This is a genomic window from Pseudomonas mucidolens, from assembly GCF_900106045.1.
Taxonomy (GTDB): Bacteria; Pseudomonadota; Gammaproteobacteria; order Pseudomonadales; family Pseudomonadaceae; genus Aquipseudomonas; species Aquipseudomonas mucidolens.
In genome coordinates this window covers 262,387-281,551 of sequence record NZ_LT629802.1, presented here as the reverse complement: position 1 = coordinate 281,551, position 19,165 = coordinate 262,387, and the positions used below count along the sequence as shown (strand labels likewise).

Here is a 19,165-nt window from a genome sequence, read left to right as displayed (position 1 = left end):
CCCGCTCCTACATTTTTGATCTTCAGTATTTCAGACTGTGTTTAGCCTCTGGCGGCGGCCAGGATCAACGCCTTCATCTCGGCAACCGCGCCCTTGAAGCCGACGAACAGCGCGTGGGCCACCAGGGCGTGGCCGATGTTCAGCTCGTTGATACCCTTGATCGCAGCCACGGCTTCGACGTTGTGGTAGTGCAGGCCGTGTCCGGCGTTGACGATCAAGCCTTCGCGCAAACCGCAGGCCACGCCGTCGACAATGCGCTGCAATTCATCAGCGACTTCGGTCGGGGTGGTCGCGTCGGCGTAGCGGCCGGTATGCAATTCAATGGCCGGTGCACCGACACGATGCGAGGCTTCGATCTGCCGCTCATCGGCGTCGATAAACAGCGAGACCTCACTGCCGATCTGTGACAGGCGTTGCACTGCGGCTTTGATCCGCGCTTCCTGCCCGGCCACATCCAGGCCGCCTTCGGTAGTCAGTTCCTGGCGGGTTTCCGGTACCAGGCAGATATGCGCCGGACGAATGCGCTCGGCAAACGCCATCATTGCTTCGGTGACGCCCATTTCGAAGTTCATGCGGGTCTGCAGCACGTCCTTGAGCAGCAGCACATCACGCTCCTGGATGTGCCGGCGGTCTTCGCGCAGGTGCACGGTGATGCCGTCGGCGCCCGCTTCTTCGGCGTCCAGCGCGGCCTTGACCGGGTCAGGGTAACGGGTGCCCCGGGCCTGACGCAGGGTAGCGACGTGGTCGATGTTGACGCCGAGAAGAATGCGATTGCTGGTGGTCACGGAAGCGCTCCTGAATAGGGAAAGAAACGCTGCACAGCATACACGGGGATGTCAGGGCTTTCGAAACAACTCGCGACTGACCAGCGGTCGACCGCCCAAGTGTACGGCCAGGGCTTGGCGCATCAGGCGTTTGGCGGCGGACAAGGCGCCGGGAGCGTTCCAGTCGGCCTCGCTCATGGCCAGCAACTCGGCGCCCTGGAACAACCCCGGTTGCAGCAGGTAAACCCGCTCCAGACCCGCGTCCACTTGCAGACGGTACATGCCGTCGGCGGCGATGGGCTCGCCGTGCAGATCATTGCTGAGTTCAAACCCGTAGCCCAGGTCGTCCAGCAGGCGCCACTCGAAAGCACGCAGCAGCGGTTCCAGCGGACGGCCTTCCGCCAGGGCCAACAGGGTCGCGGCGTAGTGATCGAAAACCGCTGGGTGCGGGTCTTCGGCGGGCAGCAGGCGGATCAGCAACTCATTGAGGTAGAGGCCACTGAACAGCGCCTCGCCGTTAAGCCAGCTGGAGGTACCGATACTTTCCAGGCGGCCGACATTTTTCAGTTCGCCCTTGCCACGAAACTCCACATCCAGCGCTACAAATGGCCGCGCCAACGTCCCCGTCTTGCCCCGCGCACTGCGCAATACCGCGCGCAGCCGGCCTTGGGGCGTGAGGAAGTCCACCAACGCGCTGGTCTCGCGATAGGCGCGGCTGTGCAGGACGTAGGCGGGTTGGCTGGGGGGCGGGGATGCGGACATGGAGAGCTCGCTGAGGGAACAGGGTCTTCAAAGCGACGTGATTACTGTAGGAGCGAGCTTGCTCGCGAAGAACCTGAGAACGACTGGTTTAATCAGAATAATCGCGTCATCGTTAACGTTCTTCGCGAGCAAGCTCGGTCCTACAGGGGTTGCGGCGCTTTAGAGGTCGCCGTAGCCCAGGGAGCGCAATGCACGCTCATCATCGGACCAGCCGCCCTTGACCTTGACCCACAGGTTGAGCATGACCTTGGAGTCGAACAACACTTCCATGTCCTTGCGCGCTTCGGTGCCGATACGCTTGATGCGCTCGCCCTTGTCGCCAATGATGATTTTCTTCTGGCCGTCACGCTCGACGAGAATCAACGCATGGATGTGCAGGGTTTTCCCCTGTTGCTTGAACTCTTCGATTTCGACAGTGATCTGGTACGGCAGCTCGGCCCCCATCTGGCGCATGATTTTCTCACGCACCAGTTCGGCGGCCAGGAAACGGCTGCTGCGATCGGTGATCTGGTCTTCGGGGAAGAAGTGCTCGTTCTCCGGCAGGTAATCAGCGATCACCCGCTCCAGCGCATCCAGATTGTGCCCGTGCTGCGCCGAGATCGGCATGATCTGCGCATTCGGCAACTGCGCCTGCAACCAGCTCAGGTGCGGCATCAGCTCGGCCTTGTCTTCAATCCGGTCGGTCTTGTTCAGCGCCACGATCAACGGGCCGGTGACGTACTGCACACGCTCGAGGACCATCTGGTCTTCGTCGGTCCACTTGGTGCGGTCGACCACAAAAATCACCACGTCGACGTCTTTCAACGCTGCCGAAGCGGTCTTGTTCATGTAGCGGTTCAGGGCTTTCTCGCCGTCCTTGTGCATGCCCGGGGTATCAACGTAGACCGCCTGGACATGGCCTTCGGTCTTGATCCCCAGCATGTTGTGACGGGTGGTCTGCGGCTTGCGCGAGGTGATCGCCAGCTTCTGCCCCAGGATATGGTTCAGCAGCGTGGACTTGCCCACGTTGGGACGGCCGACGATGGCAACATAGCCACAGCGAGTTGCGGTTGAATCAGTCATGGCCATTCTCCACGCCCAGGGCAATCAGTGCTGCGGCGGCCGCTACCTGCTCGGCAATACGACGGCTCACACCCTGACCTCGGCTTTTTTCATTCAATAAGGTGATTTCACATTCGACGAAGAACACTCGGCAATGCGGCTCACCCTGGATATCCACCACTTCGTAACGTGGCAGGTCACACCCACGAGACTGCAGGAATTCCTGCAGGCGGGTCTTGGGATCTTTATTGGTGTCCACCAGCGTCAGGCCTTCGAACTCCGAGGCCAGCCAGGCCAGCACGCGCTCCTTGGCCACGTCCATCCCGGCATCGAGGTAAATGGCGCCGATCAGCGCTTCCAGGGCGTCCGCCAGAATCGATTCACGGCGAAAACCGCCGCTTTTCAGTTCACCCGATCCCAGGCGCAGGTATTCACCCAGGCCGAAGCCTCGAGCCAGTACGGCCAGGGTCTCGCCTTTCACCAGCCGCGCGCGCAGGCGCGACAACTGGCCTTCACGGGCCAGCGGGAAGCGATCGAACAGGGCTTCACCGGCGACAAAGTTGAGGATGGCATCACCGAGGAATTCCAGGCGCTCGTTGTTGCGCCCGGCAAAACTACGGTGTGTCAGGGCAAGGACCATCAATTCCTGGTCCTTGAAGGTGTATCCGAGCTGACGCTCGAGACGACTTAAAGAAACGCTCACGGTTTACCCACTTTCAGTACGTGGCGCCAAAGGCCATCGACGATTAACGCTGTGTTCAAATTCAAATCCTGGCAATGCTGCGTATTGCTCGAGACCGGACAATTGTCCTGGCCCCAGAAAAGCATTCGGCGCTGTGTTCACAGCGCCGCATGGATTACTTGATCAACCCGACCCGCGAGAAGTTCGGCAGGTGGCTGAGTTTGGGTTCCGGCCAGCTCATCCAGACCGCGAAGGCCTTGCCGACGATATTTTTGTCGGGGACCATGCCCAGCAGTTCCTTGGGAATGCTCGGATCATCCCAGTAGCGGCTGTCATTGGAGTTGTCGCGATTGTCACCCATCATGAAGTAATGCCCGGCGGGCACCGTCCATTGGTTATCGGGCGGCGAACGGTAGCGGCTCATTTCCTTGCGGATTTCATGCTCCACCGCTCCGAGTTTCTCCTGATACAGCTGGGCGCTGCCCAGGGTGTTGGGTTCGGAACCCAGCAGTTTTTCCGCCACTGATTCGCCGTTGACGAACAGCCGCTTGTCGCTGGTGTAACGAATCACGTCACCCGGCAGGCCGACTACACGCTTGATGTAGTTGACGCTCGGATCGCTCGGGTAGCGGAGCACCATCACATCGCCGCGCTGCGGATCACCGACTTCGATGATTTTCTTGTCGATCACCGGCAAACGAATCCCGTAGGAAAACTTGTTCACCAGGATGAAGTCGCCCACATCCAGGGTCGGCTTCATCGATCCCGAGGGGATCTGGAACGGCTCTACCAGGAACGAACGCAGCACCAGCACGATAAACAGAACCGGGAAAAACGACTTGCCGTATTCAACCAGCAGCGGTTCCTTGTTCAGTTTCTCGATCACGGCCACATCAGGCTGGCTGACGCTGCCCTGATAGGACGCAATCGCCGTGCGTCGACGCGGAGCGAAGAACACCAGATCAAGCAACGCCAGGAAACCACAAACGGCAACGGCGATGACCAGCAACAGCGGGAAATTTAGTGACATAGGACCTAACTATCCAACCTGAGCACCGCAAGGAAGGCTTCTTGTGGAATTTCCACGTTGCCCACTTGCTTCATGCGTTTTTTACCGGCCTTTTGCTTCTCAAGCAGCTTGCGCTTACGGCTGACGTCGCCACCGTAGCATTTGGCCAGTACGTTCTTTCTGAGTGCCTTGACGGAGGTCCGCGCAATGATCTGCCCGCCAATGGCGGCCTGGATCGCAACGTCGAACATCTGGCGCGGAATCAGTTCCTTCATTTTCTCGGTCAACTGGCGACCTTTGTAGTGCGCGTTGTCCTTGTGCACGATCAGCGCCAGAGCGTCGACCTTGTCACCGTTGATCAACACATCCAACTTCACCAGATTGGCCGATTGATAACGGTCGAAATGGTAGTCCAGCGAAGCATAGCCGCGACTGGTGGATTTGAGACGGTCGAAGAAGTCCAGGACCACTTCGTTCATCGGCAAATCGTAGGTCACTTGCACCTGGGAACCGAGGAATAGCATGTCGTGCTGCACGCCACGCTTTTCGATACACAGGGTAATGACGTTACCCAAGTGCTCTTGCGGCACAAGAATATTGGCCCGCACGATCGGTTCGCGCATGTCTTCGATGGAAGACAGGTCCGGAAGCTTGGACGGGTTGTCGACGTAGATCGTTTCACCGGTTTTCAGCGCCAGCTCGAAAATAACCGTTGGCGCGGTGGTGATCAGGTCCAGGTCGTATTCACGCTCGAGGCGCTCCTGGATGATTTCCATGTGCAGCATGCCAAGGAACCCGCAACGGAAGCCGAAGCCCAGCGCGTCGGAACTTTCCGGGGTGTACTGCAACGACGAGTCATTGAGGGTGAGCTTTTGCAGGGCTTCGCGGAAGTCTTCGAAGTCGTCGGAGCTGACCGGGAACAGACCGGCATACACCTGCGGCTGGATGCGCTTGAAGCCCGGCAGCACGTCGACGTCAGGCGTCGAGCTCAACGTCAGGGTGTCACCCACCGGAGCACCGTGAATGTCCTTGATACCGGCGATGATGAAACCTACTTCGCCGGCTTTCAGGTCGGTGGTGGCGGTGTGTTTGGGGTTGAACACGCCAACGCTGTCCACCAGGTGAATCTTGCCGGTGGACTTGACCAGGATCTTGTCGCCCTTTTTCACCCGGCCATGGCGCACGCGGACCAGGGACACAACGCCCAGGTAGTTGTCGAACCAGGAGTCGATGATCAACGCTTGCAGCGGATCTTCGATATTGCCGGTGGGCGCGGGAATGGTTTTCACCAGGCGCTCGAGTACTTCGTCGACGCCCAGGCCGGTCTTGGCGCTGCACTCGACGGCGTCGGTGGCGTCAATCCCGATGATTTTTTCGATTTCGTCTTTGACACGGTCCGGATCGGCCTGCGGCAGGTCGATCTTGTTCAGCACCGGCATGACCTCCAGGCCTTGCTCGATCGCGGTGTAGCAGTTGGCGACGGACTGGGCTTCAACGCCCTGCCCCGCGTCCACCACCAGCAACGCACCTTCACAGGCCGCCAACGAGCGGCTGACTTCGTAGGTGAAGTCAACGTGGCCGGGGGTGTCAATGAAGTTCAGCTGGTACTTGATACCGTCTTTGGCGGTGTAGTACAGGGTAACGCTGTGGGCCTTGATGGTGATCCCGCGTTCGCGCTCCAGGTCCATGGAGTCCAGCACCTGGGCTTCCATTTCACGCGCGGCAAGGCCGCCGCACATCTGGATGAACCGATCGGCCAGCGTCGACTTGCCATGGTCAATGTGGGCGATGATGGAGAAATTGCGGATATGACTCAAATCACTCACGGGTCAACACTCAAAAAGGCTGCAGGCAGACTGCCCGCTGAAAAATAGCCGGGAATTGTACCTGATGCTCGGGTCAGACGTCATCCTTGCCGACCAATAACAAAAATGCCCCGATCTGGCGAACGGGGCACTTTTTGTTCACAGGCGGCGGTTCAACCGGCTCGACGCAACAGCCACAACCCGGCCAACGCGCAGATAGTGGTCGGCACCAGCACGGCAAACAGCGGCGAGAAACCGAACACCAGGCTCGACGGCCCCAGCAGGTCCTGAGCGATGCGGAAGGTGAACCCCACCAACACGCCGGTAAATACCCGCTGTCCCAGGGTCACCGAACGCAAAGGTCCGAAAATGAACGAAATCGCCATCAGCACCAGCGCGGCCGTCACCACCGGCTGCAACAACTTGACCCAGAAGGCCAGCCAATAGCGACCGTTGTTCAGGCCCTGGTCCTTGAGATAGTGGATGTAGCTCCACAAACCGGAGATCGGCAGGCTTTCCGGGATCATCACCACGGTGTTCAGCAGCTCGGGCTTGAGGGCGATGTCCCAGGTTTGCGTGGGCTCATTGATCACCTCGGTGCTCGCCTCGGTGCCTTTGCCCGGGTTGTGGAAGTGCGTGGTGGTGACCTCGCTCAACTGCCACTGATTGTCCGTAAACTGCGCACGCTTGGCGAAGCTGGAAGACAACATGTGCCGCTCGTTATCGAAGCGATAACGCGTAACACCGATCAACAGGCCGCCCGGTTGCACCGCGTTGATGTGGATAAATTCATCGCCCTGGCGGTGCCACAGGCCATGCCGCGAACTCTGCGCGTCGCCGGAACCCTGGGCCAGCGCACGATTGGCCTGGGCCGTGGTTTCGGCCGGTGGCGCCACGTACTCACCGATCAGCACACTGGCGGCCATCAGCAGCAGCATGGGCTTCATTACCGCCCAGACGATGCGGCCAATGGAAACACCCGCCGCGCGCATGATGGTCAGCTCGCTGTTGCTGGCCAGGCTCCCCAGGCCGATCAGGCAACCGATCAGCGCCGCCATCGGCATCATGTCGTAGAGGCGACGCGGCGCCGTCAGCGCTACATAACTCAGGACGTCGGTCACCGTGTAGGTGTTGCTGACGTTGCCCACCTCATCAATAAACGCAAACAACGAGGCCAGGCCCAGGATAATGCCCAACACCGCCAGAATGGCGATCAGTACGCTGCTACCGATGTAGCGATCCAACTTACCCACGAGCCAGCTCCTTCGTGCCGCGACGGCTCTGCATTTTCAAGCGAATCGGTTCCCAGTAAAGCAAGCCCAGGCCAATCATCAGAAAGATAGCGTGAACCCACCACAACCCCAGGATTGGCGAGATCTTGCCTTTCTCGAGGGAGCCTCGCGCCGAAATCAGGATGGTCAGGTAGGCCATGTACAGCAGGATCGCCGGCAGCAACTTGAGGAACCGCCCTTGGCGCGGATTGACGCGGGACAGCGGAACGGCCATCAGCGTGACGATAAATACCAGCAGCGGCAGCGAGAGCCTCCATTGCAGCTCGGCGATGGAGCGCAACTCCTTGCTGCCGAACAGGTCCATGGTCGGAATCGCGTCGCGGTCGGTGACCTCATTGCTGACCTCCGGGCGCTGCAACATCACCCCATAAGTGTCGTATTTGATGGCTCGATAGTCAGCCTGGCCGGGACTGCCGTCGTAGCGATAGCCGTTTTCCAGGATCAGGTAACGCGTGCCGTCCGCACGCACTTCCTGACGGCCACCGTCGGCCACCAGCACGGAAATGCCTCGGTCTTTCTTGTCCTGGCCCAGGCGCTTCTCGGAAATGAACACGCCGCTCAGATTGGCCCGGTCATCGGACAGCTTTTCGGTGTACGTCACCCGCGTGCCGTCGTTGAGTGCCTGGAAGCGGCCCGGTTCAAGGGTATCGAACTCGGTCATCGCGTCCTGCTTGTTGAGTACCAGTTGAAACTGCATGGCGCCCTGGGGCGCCAGGCTCAAGCTCAACCACGCCACCAGCAAAGCGACGCCCGCGGCCGGAATCATGGTCATGCCGAGCAATCGTTGCTGGCTCATGCCGGTGGCCGACAGCACGGTCATCTCGCTTTCAAGGTACAGCCGCCCATACGCCAGCAAAATCCCCAGAAACAGACCCAACGGCAGGATCAGTTGCAGGAATCCCGGCAGGCGAAAGCCCATGATCAGGAACAACGATCCCGGATCCAAGGCACCGGAGGCCGCCTGGGCGAGGTATTTGACGAAACGACCACTCATGATGATGACCAGCAATACCGCACTTACGGCACTCAGGGTCAGCAGGACTTCGCGGGACAGATAACGGAAGACAATCAAACCAGACACTCCAGGGTTGTCAGGCTAAAGTGGCCAAACAAGCAAGCAGATCAAGCCGAACCTATTGCAGGGGTCGACTAAAAAGATGGCGCATTATCCTGTGATTGGGCGCGCCTGTCACGGAGCTTGCTCATACGCATGTGCAAAGCTGCCGGCAAGGGTTGTCAGGCTCGGGCGGCGGGGTTCAAACTGCGGCCTTTGTCGCGGGCTGCCCACAGGTGGCTTCGCTTACAAGCCGGAGTACAGACACCCGGCTCTTTGACCTTATATAAGGGACCCGAACATGGAACTGGTTGTAAAAAGCGCTAGCCCCGAAACGTTGAAAACCGCCACCCTCGTAGTCGCTGTCGGCGAAGGCCGCAAGCTCGGCACCGCCGCCAGACAAGTCGACGAACTGAGCGGTGGCGCCCTCAGCGCGGTGCTCAAGCGTGGCGACCTGGCCGGCAAGGTCGGCCAAAGCCTGTTGCTGCACAGCCTGCCCAACCTCAAGGCCGACCGCATATTGCTGGTAGGCGTGGGCAAGGACGCCGAACTGGGCGACCGTCCTTTCCGCAAGATCATCAGCGGCATCCTCAGCACCCTCAAAGGCCTGGGCGGCAGTGATGCCACGCTGGCGCTCGATGAAATCGTGGTCAAGGGCCGTGACAGCTACAGCAAGACGCGCCTGCTGGCGGAAACCCTGGCCGATGGCGAATACACCTTCGACCAGTTCAAGAGCCAGAAAGCCGAACCCCGCGCCCTGAAGAAAATCACCCTGCTGACCATCAAGGCCGCCCAGGCGGAAGTCGAGCGCGCCGTGACCCACGCCCAGGCAATCGCTGGCGGCATGGCGTTCACCCGCGACCTGGGCAACCTGCCACCGAATATCTGCCACCCGATCTTCCTCGGCGAGCAAGCCAAGGCGTTGGGCAAGGAATTCAAGGGCCTGAAAGTCGAAGTCCTGGATGAGAAAAAGATCAAGGAACTGGGCATGGGCTCGTTCTATGCCGTGGGCCAGGGCAGCGACCAGCCGCCCCGCTTGATCGTGATGCAGTACAACGGCGGCAAGAAGTCCGAGAAACCCTTTGCCCTGGTGGGTAAAGGCATCACCTTCGACACCGGCGGCATCAGCCTCAAGCCGGGCGCCGGCATGGATGAGATGAAATACGACATGGGCGGCGCCGCCAGCGTCTTCGGTACCCTGCGCGCCGTGCTCGAACTCAAGTTGCCGATCAACCTGGTGTGCATCCTCGCCTGCGCCGAGAACATGCCAAGCGGCGGCGCTGCGCGTCCGGGCGACATCGTGACGACAATGAGCGGGCAGACCGTGGAAATCCTCAACACCGACGCCGAAGGCCGCCTGGTGCTGTGCGACGCCCTGACCTACGCCGAACGCTTCAAGCCGCAGGCCGTGATCGACATCGCGACCCTGACCGGTGCCTGCATCGTCGCACTGGGCTCTCACACCTCGGGCCTGCTGGGCAACAACGACGAGCTGATCGAGCAACTGCTCAGCGCCGGCCAGCAAGCCGACGACCGTGCCTGGCAACTGCCGCTGTTCGATGAGTACCAGGAACAGCTGGACAGCCCGTTCGCCGACATCGCCAACATCGGCGGCCCGAAAGCCGGCACCATCACGGCGGCCTGCTTCCTGTCGCGTTTTGCCAAGAACTTCAACTGGGCCCACCTGGATATCGCGGGCACGGCCTGGACCAGTGGTGGTAAAGATAAGGGCGCGACCGGCCGTCCGGTGCCCCTGCTGACCCAGTACCTGCTGGATCGCGCCAACGCCTAAATAGCGCCCATTACCCGCCACCCATCACCCGCTACTGTAGGAGCGAGCTTGCTCGCGAAGAACCCGAGAACGCCGCGTTCATCCAGCATGAACGCGCCATCGTTGACGATTTTCGCGAGCAAGTTCGCGCCTACACCTAGTGGGCGGAGGGCAGGCCGGGCTCAGGAACCGTCATGACCCAAGTCGACTTTTATATCCTGCCCAGCGCCGATCCGTCGGCACGCCTGGACTTTGCCTGCAAACTCAGCGAAAAAGCCTGGCGCATGGGCCATCGCATCTATCTGCATTGCAGCGATGCCGCCCAGCGTGATGACCTCGACGCCCGCCTGTGGCGCTTCAAGGGTGAAAGTTTCGTGCCCCACGGCCCTGCCGAATCGGAACCTGACGGCCTGGTGGTGTTGGGCTTGGGCGACAGTTGTGGCGACCATCACGACCTGCTGGTCAACCTCGATCTGAAAGTGCCGCCCTTCGCCAAGGGTTTCGCCCGCGTAGCCGAAGTGGTGGTGGAGGATCCGGCTATTCGTCAGGCCGCGCGGGAGAGTTTCCGTTTCTACCGCGAACAGGGCTATTCTTTGCAAGATCACCGATTACAGCGACTTTGAGCACACGATGGACACTCCAAACCCGATCAAAACGTCTGATCACCTGCTGGATGACCTTGAGTCGATCCGCCAGTTACTGGGCGATGAAAACCTGCAACCGCCGCTGTTGACCGATACCGTCACTGGCGATGAGCAGATTCCCCTGCTGTTCGATAAAGTCGGCGACCCGCCTGCCGCGCCCTCCGAACCGCCTGCGGTAAAGACCGCGCTGGCACAACCCGTCGCAGAAAAGTCCCCGGACGCCTTGTTGTTGCACCTGGACAACGAGCTGCGCGCCGCCGCGCAATTGATCATGCAAGACGTGATCGACGACTTTGCCCCGCATATCGAAACCGAAATCAAACGCCGGTTGGATGCACGGATGGAACGGTTGCTCAATCAATACCAATCGTAGACGCCCCCTCTGTAGGAGCGAGCTTGCTCGCGAAAAATCGTCAACGATGGCGCGTTCATTCTGGATAAACGCGGCGCCCTCAGGCTCTTCGCGAGCAAGCTCGCTCCTACCCCTCGGCCCTATCCCTCGCTATACTTGCCGGCTTTCCTGAATTAATGCCAACTAGGGTCCCGCCGCGCATGGATAAGACCTACCAGCCGCACGCCATTGAAACTTCCTGGTACCAGACCTGGGAGTCCGAGAACTATTTTGCTCCGCAAGGTGCGGGCGACTCCTACACCATCATGATCCCACCGCCGAACGTCACCGGCAGCCTGCACATGGGTCACGGTTTCAACAACGCGATCATGGACGCCCTGATCCGTTTCCGTCGCATGCAGGGTCGCGACACCTTGTGGCAACCGGGCACCGACCACGCCGGTATCGCCACCCAGATGCTGGTCGAGCGCCAACTCGAAGCCACCGGCCAGAGCCGTCATGACCTGGGTCGCGAGAAATTCCTGGAGAAGATCTGGGAATGGAAGGACCAATCCGGCGGTAACATCAGCCGTCAGATCCGCCGCCTCGGCTCGTCCGTCGACTGGAGCCGCGAGCGCTTCACCATGGACGACGGCCTGTCGGAAGCGGTGAAAGAAGCCTTCGTGCGCCTGCATGAAGACGGCCTGATCTACCGCGGCAAACGCCTGGTCAACTGGGACACCAAGTTGCACACGGCAATTTCCGACCTCGAAGTGGAGAACCACGACGAGAAAGGTTTCCTGTGGAACCTCAAGTACCCGCTGGCTGACGGCGCCAAGACCGCTGATGGCAAGGACTACCTGATCGTCGCCACCACGCGTCCGGAAACCATGCTCGGCGACTCGGCTGTTGCAGTGAACCCGCAAGATGAACGCTACCAGGCGCTGATCGGCAAGTTCGTCGAATTGCCGCTGGTCGGCCGTCGCATTCCGATCATCGCCGATGACTACTGCGACCCTGAATTCGGCACCGGCTGCGTGAAAATCACGCCGGCCCACGATTTCAACGACTATGAAGTCGGCAAGCGCCACAACCTGCCGTTGTTGAATATCTTCGACAAGAACGCCGCCGTGTTGCCGGCCTGCCAGGTGTTCAACCTCGACGGCACACTGAACGACAGCATCGACGGCAAGATCCCGGCAGAGTTCGTCGGCCTCGACCGTTTTGCAGCGCGCAAGCAGATCGTGGCCGCATTCGACGCCGCCGGCCTGCTGGTCAGCGTCGACGACCATAATCTGAAAGTGCCGAAAGGCGACCGTTCCGGCACCGTGATCGAGCCTTGGCTGACCGACCAGTGGTACGTCTCCACCAAGCCCTTGGCCGAGCCGGCAATTGCCGCCGTGGAAGACGGTCGCATCCAGTTCGTGCCAAAGCAGTACGAAAACATGTACTTCTCGTGGATGCGCGACATCCAGGATTGGTGCATCAGCCGTCAGCTGTGGTGGGGCCATCGGATTCCGGCCTGGTACGACGAGTCGGGCAAGGTCTACGTCGGCCGCGACGAAACCGAAGTACGCGCCAAGCACAACCTCGGCCCGGACGTCGCGCTGCAACAGGACAACGACGTACTGGACACCTGGTTCAGTTCGGGCCTGTGGACCTTCTCGACCCTGGGCTGGCCGCAACAGACCGAATTCCTGAAAAAATTCCACTCCACCGACGTGCTGGTGACCGGCTTCGACATCATTTTCTTCTGGGTCGCCCGGATGATCATGCTGACTATGCATTTGGTGAAGAACGAGGACGGCACGCCGCAGGTACCCTTCAAGACCGTGTACGTGCACGGCCTGGTGCGTGATGGCCAGGGCCAGAAGATGTCCAAGTCCAAGGGCAACGTCCTGGATCCGCTGGATATCATCGACGGCATCGACCTCGAAACCCTGGTGCAGAAACGCACCTCGGGCCTGATGCAGCCAAAACTGGCGAAAAAGATCGAGAAGCAGACCCGCGACGAGTTCGCCGACGGCATCGCCAGCTACGGCACCGACGCCCTACGTTTCACGTTCTGCTCGCTGGCGTCCACCGGTCGCGACATCAAGTTCGACATGGGCCGCGTCGAAGGCTATCGCAACTTCTGCAACAAGATCTGGAACGCCGCGCGCTACGTGCTGGATAAAGGCGAAGACTGCGGTCAGAACGGCGAAGCCTATGAGCTGACCCTGGCCGATCGCTGGATCATCTCCCAGTTGCAACGCACCGAAGCCGAAGTCACCCGCCAACTCGAGCAGTTCCGTTTCGATCTGGCGGCGCAGGCCTTGTACGAATTCATCTGGAACCAGTATTGCGACTGGTACCTGGAGCTGTCCAAGCCAGTGCTGTGGGACGAAAACGCGCCGATCGAGCGTCAGCGTGGCACCCGTCGCACCCTGGTGCGGGTGCTGGAAGTCGCGCTGCGCCTGGCGCATCCGTTCATGCCGTTCATCACCGAAGAAATCTGGCAGCGCCTGGCGCCGCTGGCCGGTATCGAAGGCAAGACCATCATGCTGCAACCTTGGCCGGTGGCCAACGAAGCGCGCATCGATGAGGCGGCCGAGAGCGACATCGAATGGCTCAAGACCCTGATGCTCGGCACGCGCAACATCCGCGCCGAGATGAACATCGGGCCAGGCAAGCCGCTGGCGGTATTCGTGAAGAACGCCAGTGTCGAAGACCAACGTCGCCTCAGCGAGAACGACGCGCTGCTGAAGAAGCTGGCCAAGCTGGAATCGATCACCGTGTTGGCGGCCGACGCCGAAGCACCGCTGTCCGCGACCGCACTGGTCGGCGAGATGGAAGTGCTGGTGCCGATGGCCGGGCTGATCGACAAGGGCGCGGAATTGGCCCGTCTCGATAAGGAAATCCTGCGCCTGCAAGGCGAAGTGCAGCGGGTCGGCGGCAAGCTGTCCAACGCCGCGTTCGTGGACAAGGCCCCGGCCGAAGTCATCGACAAGGAGCGCGCCAAACTGGCCGAGGCTGAACAGGCCTTGGGCAAGCTGGCGGAGCAACATGCGCGGATTTCCAGCCTGTAAGGCTTGAGCCGTGTAAAAAAGAGACCTTCGGGTCTCTTTTTTTGGCCTGCAAACCACACTGGTCCTGTTGACAATAATCAGTGTGGGAGCGGGCTTGCTCCCACATTTGACCGAGTCTGCCCCATTAATGTGTGACAATGGTCGCCACTTTGAGCCAACACCAGAATCATCATGACCGCCCCCAGCACACCGAAACCTGCGCGCAAGAAGCCTAAGACCGCTACCCCGGCCAAGCCCGTGGTTCCCCGCAAAGAAGCCAGCCTGCACCCGCGTAACCGCCATCAGGGCCGTTACGACTTCCCCGCGCTGATCAAGACCACGCCGGAACTGGCGCAGTTCGTGATCATCAACCCGTATGGCAAGGAAAGCATCGACTTCGCCAGCCCCGACGCGGTGCGGGTGTTCAATCGGGCGTTGCTCAAGGCTTTCTATGGCATCCAGCATTGGGATATCCCGGCGGATTACCTGTGCCCTCCCGTGCCGGGCCGGGCCGATTACGTGCATTTCCTGGCCGACCTGCTGGCCAGCGTCAACGAAGGCAAAATCCCGCGTGGCTCGGTGGTCAAGGTGCTGGACATCGGCATGGGCGCCAACTGCGTTTACCCGCTGATTGGCTACATGGACTACCGCTGGAATTTCCTGGGCTCCGAGGTCGACCCTACCGCCGTGGCGGCCGCCAAAGCTATCGTGCAGTCCAACGGGCTGAACAAGGTCATCCAACTGCGCCAGCAGAACAACCCCAAGCATATCCTGCTGGGCTTGCTGGAGCCGGGCGAACGGTTTGACCTGACCATGTGTAACCCGCCATTCCATACCTCCATGGATGAAGCGACCAAAGGCAGCGAGCGTAAATGGCGCGCCCTGGGCAAAGCCGATCCCAAGCGCAAGTTGCCGGTGCTGAACTTCGGGGGCCAGTCGGCTGAGTTGTGGTGTGAAGGTGGCGAAGCGCGATTTGTCACGCAATTGATCGCCGAAAGCGCGCACTTTCAACATAAGGTGCTGTGGTTCAGCACCTTGGTGTCCAAGGCCTCGAACCTGCCCGCGATCCAGACCGCCTTGAAAAAGGCCGGCGTGCTGGAGAGCCAAGTGGTCGAGATGTCCCAGGGCCAAAAGCAGAGCCGCTTCGTTGCCTGGACGTTCCAGACCAAGAACGAGCAACAGATGTGGCGCCAGCGCTGGGTCCACAAGGCCTGAACAACCCGCCCGCTCCTACAAACACCACAAACCCTGAACAACCTACGCGCCCCACTGTAGGAGCGGGCTTGCCCGCGAAAACCCTAGAAGCACCGCGCTCATTCAGAATACCCGCGTCTTCGTTGACGACTTTCGCGGGCAAGCTCCGCTCCTACAACAATGGCGCCACAAACCCTGAACACCCGCCCGCCCCACTGTAGGAGCGGGCTTGCCCGCGAAAACCCTAGAAGCACCGCGCTCATTCAGAATACCCGCGTCTTCGTTGACGACTTTCGCGGGCAAGCTCCGCTCCTACAACAATGGCGCCACAAACCCTGAACACCCGCCCGCCCCACTGTAGGAGCGGGCTTGCCCGCGAAAAACCCACGAACACCGCGTTCATTCAGAATGCCCGCGTCTTCGTTGACGATTTTCGCGGGCAAGCTCCGCTCCTACAACAATGGCGCCACAAATCCTGAACACCCGCCCGCCCCACTGTAGGAGCGGGCTTGCCCGCGAAAAACCCACGAACACCGCGTTCATTCAGAATGCCCGCGTCTTCGTTGACGATTTTCGCGGGCCAGCCCGCTCCTACAAATCGCAGACAACAAAAAACCGTGCCCGGATCGCTCCGAAGCACGGTTTTTTTTGCTGCGTCTTACTTGTTGATCGAGTCGGTCAGGCCTTTGGCCACAACCAGCTTGATCACTTTCTTGGCAGCGATTTCGATGGCAGCGCCAGTCGAAGGGTTACGGCCAGTACGGGCAGGACGCTCGGTCACTTTCAGCTTGCCAACGCCTGGCAGAGTGATTTCGCCGCCATTTTCCAGCTGATCAGCAACGATCTGGCCCAGTTGGTCCAGCAGAGCACGCACGGTGGTTTTAGGTGCGTCTACAGCTTCAGCCAAGTCAGCGATCAGTTGGTCTTTAGTAATAGCCATTGTGGTGTTCCTTCCCTATCAAATTCATTTGGATTGCAGAGTGCAGTGTCAGCCATCGAGCCCGACCGTCATGGTCTGGCAGCCCCGACTATAACCACGAGAGATCGGGGTTATAGATACCTGAAACGGGGTTTGGTTCGACCTGACAAATGCTGAATGCACGCTTAACGCTGAGACTTAGCGTAAGACCGGGCAAAACTAGCACAGAGACGGGGAAATATCCGCCTCTAGCTACCCATTTGGTCAGCTTTATCGCTCTAAACCGTGAAAAAACCTCTCAAGCAGCGTCGGAAGGCCTCCAAAATGCCCTTCAGACCCTCCGCACCCAGCGGGTGCGGTACACTGGCGACTTTTTCCGGGGAGTTGCCCCGCTCCCATTCAACCAGCCGAGAAGCCCATGCCGATCCGTCATTGCATCGTCCACCTGATCGACAAAAAACCCGACGGCACACCCGCAGTTCTGCATGCCCGCGACTCCGAACTTGCCGAGTCGGCCGCCATCGAGAACATGCTTGCCGACCTCAACGAGAGCTACAACGCCAAACAAGGCAAGGCCTGGGGGTTTTTCCATGCCGAGTCCGGCGCGCACCCGTTCAGCGGCTGGTTGAAGGAGTATTTCGACGGTGGCAAGGATTTCACGGCGTTCAGCCGGATTGCCGTTGAGCACCTGCAAAAGCTGATGGAAGAATCCAACCTCTCCGTCGGCGGCCACGTGCTGTTTGCGCATTATCAGCAAGGCATGACCGATTACCTGGCGATCGCCCTGCTGCACCACAGTGAAGGCGTGGCGGTGACCGATCAACTGGACGTGACGCCCTCGCGCCACCTGGACCTGGGCCAACTGCACCTGGCGGCACGGATCAACGTTTCCGAGTGGCAGAACAACCAACAGTCGAAACAGTACATCTCGTTTATCAAGGGCAAGAACGGCAAGAAAGTCTCAGAGTACTTCCGCGACTTTATCGGCTGCCAGGAAGGCGTCGATGGCCCGGGCGAGACGCGCACCCTGCTCAAGGCCTTCAGTGACTTCGTGGAAAGCGAAGACCTGCCGGACGAATCAGCCCGCGAGAAAACCAAAACCCTGGTCGACTACGCCAGCAGCCAGGCCAAACTGGGCGAACCCATGGGTCTCGAAGAGCTGTCGGGACTGATTGACGAAGAACGCCCGAAAGCCTTCTACGATCATATCCGCAACAAGGATTACGGCCTGTCGCCAGAAATCCCGGCGGATAAACGCACCCTCAACCAATTCCGACGTTTCACCGGGCGCGCCGAAGGTCTGTCGATCAGCTTTGAAGCGCACTTGCTGGGCGACAAGATCGAATACGACGAAGCCGCCGGGACGTTGATCATCAAGGGCCTGCCGACGCAACTGACCGATCAGCTCAAGCGGCGCAACTGATGCTCGGTGGGGTGCTGAAGAAAGTCCTGCTGGTGCTGCTGGTGGTGGTGGTTTTCCAGAATTGGGGCAAGCTCGAACGGCTGTTCAATCCTTCCGGGATGGCGACCGAGCAGGTCCGGGCGAATGCTCGCGTGACGTTGTACACCACCGACTGGTGCGCGTACTGCAAACAGATCCAGCGCTTTCTCGACCAGCAAGGCGTGCCCTACACCACCATCGATATCGAAAAGGATGCCGTGGGCCGCAAGGCTTACACGGCATTGGGCGGTGGAGGGATCCCGTTCGTGGACGTGAACGGCACGCTGCTGCGCGATTACAACCCGGACGCCATCAACAAAGCCCTAACCCCGTAGGAGCGAGCTCGCTCGCGAAAAACCTCAACGATGACACGCCCCTCCTGACCCATCGCAATGTCATGGCGTCTCTCGCGAGCGCTCGCATCAGCCGATACGAAAGCCCAGCCGCGGAAAATGCACATGCAGCGTGCCGCCGCGCTCATCGCTACGACGCAGGATCAGCTCTTCGCGACCGGCAAACAGCAACTCGCCCGTGACCGCATCGGTGCCGTAGTCACTCGCGGCAATCGACACCTGCTGCCCCACCTTGAAGCCATTCGGGTCTTCGAAAACCTCCTCGGGCAACGCCGCTGGCGTAGCGTTGCGCGCCACCTCCAGCGCTTCCTCGGCGCTCATTTCACTGGCATCGCCGTGGCCAAAGTCGAGCACCCGAGCCAACCAGGCCGTCACCCCAGGATAAGCATCCACCAACGGCGCCGTCACGGGCGTGGCCTTGAGGAACCACAGGGAATGTGCCAGGGCAACGTCGGCAATCGACGCTGCGCCAAACAGAAAACCGCCTGCCTGCGCCTGCACCTGTTGCTCCAGGCGCGCCATGATCGTCGGCCATTGGTGCTGTGCCAGCTCCAGCGGTACACGCGTCGCGCTGCCACCGCTGAACAGCCCCGCACGGTCGGCGATAAACGCCTTCAGCACTTCCGGGGGGAGCTTGGCAAAACGCACCGCCACCGACTCGGGTTGAAACACCAGGCTGACCGCATGACTGAACACCACCGAATCGGCCCAAGCGGCAAAGGCCTGCACAGTCATCGCCTGCTGGGCGGGAAACAACGCCGGCGTGGGTTTGTGCTGTTCCAGGCGCCGCGCGATCAATGCGGTGTCGCAATAGATGTCGGCGCCAATCTGCAATACCGGCGTCTTGCGGTAACCGCCGGTCAGGGCAGTCAGGTCCGGCTTTGGCATCATCGGCGGGATATGCACCGAACGCCAGGACAAGCCTTTGAAGCCCAGCAGCAGACGGGCCTTTTCCGCGAACGGTGAGGCAGGGTAATGGTGAAGAATCAGCTCTGACATGCTGGAGTCCGCTTGAAAAATGAGCTTGCAGCTTAGCCCGCCAACACGCTACGGCCT

17 protein-coding genes are annotated in these 19,165 nt (G+C 60.2%); 7 read left to right on the top strand and 10 right to left on the bottom strand.

Features of this window, described 5'->3' with window-relative positions; translation table 11 throughout:
• Positions 1-41: 41 nt before the first annotated feature.
• The 8 genes from pdxJ to lptF all read right to left on the bottom strand — a co-directional run bounded on the left by pdxJ (position 42) and on the right by lptF (position 8,427).
• On the bottom strand, positions 42-785 hold the full coding sequence (gene pdxJ, locus BLU75_RS01385; protein WP_084376175.1) for a pyridoxine 5'-phosphate synthase: 744 nt from the start codon (positions 783-785) through the stop codon (positions 42-44).
• 51 nt (positions 786-836) lie between these two features.
• Positions 837-1,526 carry a DNA repair protein RecO gene (gene recO, locus BLU75_RS01380; protein ID WP_084376176.1) on the bottom strand — a complete coding sequence of 230 codons (690 nt, stop codon included), beginning with the start codon at positions 1,524-1,526 and terminating at the stop codon, positions 837-839.
• A 159-nt stretch (positions 1,527-1,685) separates the two neighbouring features.
• Positions 1,686-2,588, bottom strand: a complete 903-nt coding sequence (era, locus tag BLU75_RS01375; RefSeq protein ID WP_084376177.1) for a GTPase Era — start codon at positions 2,586-2,588, stop codon at positions 1,686-1,688.
• Positions 2,581-3,270 (bottom strand): ribonuclease III, encoded by a 690-nt coding sequence (gene rnc, locus BLU75_RS01370; protein WP_084376178.1) that lies wholly within the window; start codon positions 3,268-3,270, stop codon positions 2,581-2,583. Before rnc ends, era begins: the two co-directional genes overlap by 8 nt.
• Before the next feature lie 154 nt (positions 3,271-3,424).
• On the bottom strand, positions 3,425-4,279 hold the full coding sequence (lepB, locus tag BLU75_RS01365; protein WP_084376179.1) for a signal peptidase I: 855 nt from the start codon (positions 4,277-4,279) through the stop codon (positions 3,425-3,427).
• Between the two features lie 5 nt (positions 4,280-4,284).
• Positions 4,285-6,084: a translation elongation factor 4 gene (gene lepA, locus BLU75_RS01360; protein ID WP_084376180.1), complete on the bottom strand. Its 1,800-nt coding sequence runs from the start codon at positions 6,082-6,084 to the stop codon at positions 4,285-4,287.
• 152 nt (positions 6,085-6,236) lie between these two features.
• A complete protein-coding gene (lptG, locus tag BLU75_RS01355; RefSeq protein WP_084376181.1) occupies positions 6,237-7,316 on the bottom strand; it encodes an LPS export ABC transporter permease LptG in 1,080 nt (359 codons plus the stop codon).
• Positions 7,309-8,427 (bottom strand): LPS export ABC transporter permease LptF, encoded by a 1,119-nt coding sequence (gene lptF, locus BLU75_RS01350; protein ID WP_084376182.1) that lies wholly within the window; start codon positions 8,425-8,427, stop codon positions 7,309-7,311. The genes lptG and lptF overlap by 8 nt, the downstream gene beginning before the upstream one ends.
• Positions 8,428-8,710: 283 nt before the next feature.
• On the opposite strand from lptF, the gene BLU75_RS01345 reads away from it, so the two are divergent.
• From BLU75_RS01345 to rlmF, 5 genes are all read left to right on the top strand, one after another.
• Complete coding sequence (locus BLU75_RS01345; RefSeq protein ID WP_084376183.1) at positions 8,711-10,201, top strand: leucyl aminopeptidase; 1,491 nt, start codon at positions 8,711-8,713, stop codon at positions 10,199-10,201.
• Between the two features lie 173 nt (positions 10,202-10,374).
• On the top strand, positions 10,375-10,803 hold the full coding sequence (locus BLU75_RS01340; protein ID WP_084376184.1) for a DNA polymerase III subunit chi: 429 nt from the start codon (positions 10,375-10,377) through the stop codon (positions 10,801-10,803).
• A 7-nt stretch (positions 10,804-10,810) separates the two neighbouring features.
• Entirely contained in the window at positions 10,811-11,197 is a 387-nt protein-coding gene (locus BLU75_RS01335) for a DNA polymerase III subunit chi (protein ID WP_084376185.1), read from the top strand.
• 179 nt (positions 11,198-11,376) lie between these two features.
• Positions 11,377-14,223: a valine--tRNA ligase gene (locus BLU75_RS01330; RefSeq protein WP_084376186.1), complete on the top strand. Its 2,847-nt coding sequence runs from the start codon at positions 11,377-11,379 to the stop codon at positions 14,221-14,223.
• Between the two features lie 171 nt (positions 14,224-14,394).
• Positions 14,395-15,417: a 23S rRNA (adenine(1618)-N(6))-methyltransferase RlmF gene (gene rlmF, locus BLU75_RS01325; protein ID WP_090221352.1), complete on the top strand. Its 1,023-nt coding sequence runs from the start codon at positions 14,395-14,397 to the stop codon at positions 15,415-15,417.
• Between the two features lie 637 nt (positions 15,418-16,054).
• Here rlmF and BLU75_RS01315 read toward each other — a convergent pair.
• Positions 16,055-16,336: an HU family DNA-binding protein gene (locus BLU75_RS01315; protein WP_084376189.1), complete on the bottom strand. Its 282-nt coding sequence runs from the start codon at positions 16,334-16,336 to the stop codon at positions 16,055-16,057.
• Between the two features lie 397 nt (positions 16,337-16,733).
• Here BLU75_RS01315 and yejK point away from each other — a divergent pair, with 397 nt between their 5' ends.
• Both yejK and BLU75_RS01305 read left to right on the top strand, forming a co-directional pair.
• Positions 16,734-17,738 carry a nucleoid-associated protein YejK gene (yejK, locus tag BLU75_RS01310; protein ID WP_084376190.1) on the top strand — a complete coding sequence of 335 codons (1,005 nt, stop codon included), beginning with the start codon at positions 16,734-16,736 and terminating at the stop codon, positions 17,736-17,738.
• Positions 17,738-18,091 (top strand): glutaredoxin family protein, encoded by a 354-nt coding sequence (locus tag BLU75_RS01305; RefSeq protein ID WP_084376191.1) that lies wholly within the window; start codon positions 17,738-17,740, stop codon positions 18,089-18,091. Before yejK ends, BLU75_RS01305 begins: the two co-directional genes overlap by 1 nt.
• 87 nt (positions 18,092-18,178) lie before the next feature.
• Here BLU75_RS01305 and BLU75_RS01300 read toward each other — a convergent pair whose 3' ends face one another.
• Positions 18,179-19,108: a glutathione S-transferase family protein gene (locus BLU75_RS01300; protein WP_084376192.1), complete on the bottom strand. Its 930-nt coding sequence runs from the start codon at positions 19,106-19,108 to the stop codon at positions 18,179-18,181.
• Positions 19,109-19,165: the final 57 nt, after the last annotated feature.

Bases quoted from the DNA above. Each gene is read 5' to 3' on its own strand.
- recO (WP_084376176.1), bottom strand. From the start codon at position 1,526: ATGTCCGCATCCCCGCCCCCCAGCCAACCCGCCTACGTCCTGCACAGC.
- era (WP_084376177.1), bottom strand. From the start codon at position 2,588: ATGACTGATTCAACCGCAACTCGCTGTGGCTATGTTGCCATCGTCGGC.
- lepB (WP_084376179.1), bottom strand. From the start codon at position 4,279: ATGTCACTAAATTTCCCGCTGTTGCTGGTCATCGCCGTTGCCGTTTGT.
- BLU75_RS01345 (WP_084376183.1), top strand. From the start codon at position 8,711: ATGGAACTGGTTGTAAAAAGCGCTAGCCCCGAAACGTTGAAAACCGCC.
- BLU75_RS01340 (WP_084376184.1), top strand. From the start codon at position 10,375: ATGACCCAAGTCGACTTTTATATCCTGCCCAGCGCCGATCCGTCGGCA.
- BLU75_RS01335 (WP_084376185.1), top strand. From the start codon at position 10,811: ATGGACACTCCAAACCCGATCAAAACGTCTGATCACCTGCTGGATGAC.
- BLU75_RS01330 (WP_084376186.1), top strand. From the start codon at position 11,377: ATGGATAAGACCTACCAGCCGCACGCCATTGAAACTTCCTGGTACCAG.
- rlmF (WP_090221352.1), top strand. From the start codon at position 14,395: ATGACCGCCCCCAGCACACCGAAACCTGCGCGCAAGAAGCCTAAGACC.
- BLU75_RS01315 (WP_084376189.1), bottom strand. From the start codon at position 16,336: ATGGCTATTACTAAAGACCAACTGATCGCTGACTTGGCTGAAGCTGTA.
- yejK (WP_084376190.1), top strand. From the start codon at position 16,734: ATGCCGATCCGTCATTGCATCGTCCACCTGATCGACAAAAAACCCGAC.
- BLU75_RS01305 (WP_084376191.1), top strand. From the start codon at position 17,738: ATGCTCGGTGGGGTGCTGAAGAAAGTCCTGCTGGTGCTGCTGGTGGTG.
- BLU75_RS01300 (WP_084376192.1), bottom strand. From the start codon at position 19,108: ATGTCAGAGCTGATTCTTCACCATTACCCTGCCTCACCGTTCGCGGAA.